The 3,817-nt window shown below is 69.3% G+C and carries 3 protein-coding genes and 1 pseudogene; 1 reads left to right on the forward strand and 3 read right to left on the reverse strand.

What is annotated here, in order from left to right; genetic code table 11:
* Positions 1-173 (forward strand): annotated as a pseudogene (locus tag WA944_RS21045) (FAD-binding domain); the annotation flags it as partial.
* A 4-nt stretch (positions 174-177) separates the two neighbouring features.
* On the opposite strand, the gene WA944_RS21050 reads toward WA944_RS21045, so the two are convergent.
* The 3 genes from WA944_RS21050 to WA944_RS21060 form a co-directional block, all read right to left on the reverse strand.
* Positions 178-2,028, reverse strand: coding sequence for a PQQ-dependent sugar dehydrogenase (locus WA944_RS21050; protein ID WP_526373463.1), 1,851 nt, complete (start codon positions 2,026-2,028; stop codon positions 178-180).
* Positions 2,029-2,199: 171 nt separating this feature from the next.
* Complete coding sequence (gene trxA / locus WA944_RS21055) at positions 2,200-2,628, reverse strand: thioredoxin (protein ID WP_526373461.1); 429 nt, start codon at positions 2,626-2,628, stop codon at positions 2,200-2,202.
* Between the two features lie 28 nt (positions 2,629-2,656).
* A partial coding sequence (locus tag WA944_RS21060; protein WP_526647313.1) for a wax ester/triacylglycerol synthase domain-containing protein occupies positions 2,657-3,817 on the reverse strand: 1,161 nt, incomplete at its 5' end.

A 3,817-nucleotide genomic window follows, 5' to 3' on the forward strand; every position in this document is an offset into this window, starting at 1 on the left:
TCGCCGGCAAGCAGGCCGGGGCCGAACGGATGCTGGGCTTCTTCGCCACCAGGACCCGGTTCGGCCTGTGGTTCCGCAACTTCGCGATGAACATGATGGACGTCGGGCCGCTGGCCAAGCTGCTCGCAGGAAGCGTGCGCGACAACATCGACCTGCCGGACTACCGCCTCTGAGATCTCAGACCAGTTCGCCGAGCGACGACGCGGTGCCCGCCGGTGCGATCCGCACCAGCGGGCCGGGCTGATACGTCAGCTGGTAGACGTTGCCGTCGGGCCCCTGCAGCAACAGCACGGTCGAGCCGGCATCCGGATCGAAGTCCTGCGGATCGCCGCACGACGTGAATTCCGGCGTGCACGTAAGCACCTTGATCCAGCCCTGCACCAGGTCGGCGATGAACACCTTGTTCAGATAGTCCGGACCGAACGTGTCCCCGTCGTAGACCAGCACCGAGGTGATGGCCGCGCCGCTGCCGCGCGGATAGGTGTAGATCGGGTTGATCGACGAGCACGTGTTGCAGACACCTTCGGCGCCCGGCCAGCCGTAGTCACCGCCGGCCGTCACCAGGTTGACCTCCTCGAAGGACGCCGCCCCGACGTCGGCGACCAGCAGCCCGCCGGCCGGAGTGAACGTCAGCCGGAACGGATTCCGCAGTCCGTAGGCGTAGATCTGCGGCAACGCTCCGTTGCCCAGGTCCGGGTTGTCCGACGGTGTGGTGCCGTCGGGGTTGATTCGGATGATCTTGCCGTGCAGGTTCGTCAGGTTCTGCGAGTTGGGTCCGGAACCGTTGTCACCCAGACCCCAGTACAGTTTGCCGTCCGGTCCGAACCCCAGCGCGCCGCCCTGATGGTTGAACGCCGCGGATTCGGTGGACTGCAGCAGCACCAGCTCCGAGCCGGCGGTGTTGCCGACCACCGTCACCCGCGACAACCGATTGCGCAGCGTCGAGGTGGTGTAGGCGACGTAGAGGTGCCCGTTCGTGGCGAAGTCCGGGTCGACGGCCAGTCCGCTGACACCCCGCTCGCCGAGCGTGTTGACCGACAGTGTGATCAGCGGCTGCTCGCGCAGCACACCGTCCTCGACGATCTTGATCGCGCCGCCCTTCTCCGCGACGACGATCCGGCCATCCGGCAGGAACCGGGAGTCCACCGGCGTGTTCAGACCCGATACGACGACGGCGCGCTCGAAACCGATGAACACGGTCTCGGTGGTGCGGTGGCCGCTGCTGCCCAGAATCCCGAAGGACAGCAGGTTGAGCAGACCGGCGAAGCCGTGGATGTGGAATCCGCTGCGGGCGTCGCTGACGGTGACGTCGAACCTGTCCTGTCCGGCGTAGGACGCGCCGGGGGTGTAGGCGAAAGTGCCGTCGGGGTTGATCACCACGGTCCCGTGGGTGGGCCTGGTCGCGGTGTAGGTCAGCCGTGTCGAGTCGGGGTCCTCGGCATGCAGGTCACCCTCGATGCGCCCTTCGACGACGGTGTTCTCCGCCGGGTCGTGATCCAGGGTGGGGCTCTGGTTTTCGAAGAAGCGCTCGAAGGGACTCGGTTCCTCCACGGCCGCAGTGATATTCGAACTCAGGGTTGCCGGCGCTTCTGCGGCGTCGTCTTCCGGTGTGGCGGAGCGGGACTTCGCCGGTGCATCTTCGGAAACCGCTGCAAGAGAATCGGTCTCGGCTTCCTCGGCTTGTTCTGCCTGTTCGTCGGCTTCTTCCTCGGCGTCCTCAGCCTCCGCGTCGGCCGCAGCCTCCGACTCTGCTTCGGCGTCCGCGGCCTCCGTGACGTCGGTGTCCGACTCCGCCTCGGACTCAGCCGAACGCTTCGTTTGGGACGACGACGAGGATGACGACGACGCCGAGGACGACGAACTCACCGACGTGGTGCCCCCATCCGAGTCCGACGTGTCCGCCGATGCCGCACCCGCTCCCGCGAGCACCGCCGCGCCGATCCCCAACGCAAACGCCAATCCGCCGACCCGCCCGATGTAGCGACTCCCCGGCCGGTCCGTCCTCGCGATGGCTGCTGATCCCCCCATGTCGCCTCCTTGCGAACACACACCGTGACGCCCCGCCAGCACCCGTGTTCGGCGATTGCCCACAGCTAGGCAAACTGTATTTCCGCCGACTCGCCGGGCACAGCGGTTTCGCCCGAAGGCCGGCAACCCGTCACATTCAGGTCAGCGGCTGCCCGCCGAACCGGTTGCGGTTCAGGTCGCCAGCGACTCGTCCAGCCAGCTGCGCAGCGCGGCCAGCGGTGCCGCGCCTGCTTTGCGGGCCAGGACGCGGCCGTGGTCGATCAGCAACAACGTCGGAACCGCGCTCACGTCGAAACGCCGCGAGAGCCCCGGCGCGGCGTCGACGTCGATCTTGACGAGTTTGAGCCCACCGGCGCGTTCGCCGGCGAGCTGCTCCAGTGCCGGGCTCACCATGCGGCAGGGTCCACACCAGGTGGCCCACAGGTCGACGAGCACCGGCACCGACGCGCTCTCCACGACATCGGTGAAATCACCGTCGCCGGCCGAGGTGATCCACGGCAGCCACTGCCGGCACTGGCCGCAGCGTGGCCTGCCGCTCCCGCCGGCCGCAACACGGTTGCGCTGCCCGCATTCCGGGCATGTCACGGTGCTGGTCGTCATGGATGGCCCCTCTCTGCGTACACGGCATTCACCTCAGCGCGGCGGCGTGCAGTTCGCTGTACGCCGCCTCGATCCGGTCGGCGAGCCGGGCCACGTCCGGAAGCGCGTGCGGGTCGGTGCACAGCCCGATCCCGACGTCACCGGCGCACGAGATGGCCGAGATCCGCAACGCGTGGTGCACGGCGGGCTCCGAGGACGAGAACAGGTGCAGCACCCGCCTGCCGGCGACACCCACGGAGGCCGCGGGCCCGGGCACATTCGAGATGGCCACGCTGAACTCCCTGGCGCTGCCCGCCAGCCGTTGAGCGGCGGCGCCGACGTGCCGGAGGCGGCCGAGCGCGTGGAAGAGGTCGAAGAGTTCCTCGGCGTCGCCGAGGTGTTTTCGGCGGGCGGTCTCCGCACGGATCAGATCTAGCCGGGTCAGCGGATCACGTTCTGCCAGCGGCAGATCGACGTTGATGAACGAGTCCCGGTTCCCCAGATCGGCTGCGGCCTCGTCACGGTGGTGAAGGCTCACGGGCACCTGGGCGCGCAGCCGGTGCACCGCCGCTCCATCCGGGCTCAGCCAGTCGCGCAGCCCGCCGGCCACCACGGCCAGCAACACGTCGTTGACGGTCGCGCGGTCCGGTCGGGACGCGCCGATCGCCTTCAATTCCGCCAGCGGCACAACGGTGAACGCGAGTTCGCGGGCGGCGCCGACGGGCCGGTCGAACGGCGACCGCGGACCGGGCCGGCCGAGTTCCCGCAGCAGCGCCTCCGGCATCCGGCGCGCCTCGGTCAGGCGCGACGAAGCGGCGACGGCCCTGCTGGTGCCTATGTGTGCCGGCGGGTCGGGGTGGGGGTCGAACAGCACTGAGTCCAGGAATCTCACCCCGGCGATCCCGTCCGCCATCGCGTGGTGGATGCGGGCCGCGATCGCCTCGCGTCCGTCGGCCAGCGGCCCGATGACGTCGAACGCCCACAGCGGCCGGCTGTGGTCGAGGTGCTCGGCCATCAACTCGCCGACGGTCTGCCACAGGTCGGTGGACGTGGACCTGCACCGGACGTGGCTGGTGATGTCGCAGTCGGGGTCGTGGGCCCACCGGGGCCCGTCACCGTCGTCGACCACCCGCTGGGTGGCGCGCGGTTGCCCGGCCAGCCGACCGGAGACGGTGCGGCGCAACCGGTTCAGGTCCAGCGGTGGCCCGCC

Origin of the sequence: Mycobacterium sp. (genome assembly GCF_049683355.1) — a bacterium.
GTDB lineage: Bacteria > Actinomycetota > Actinomycetes > Mycobacteriales > Mycobacteriaceae > Mycobacterium.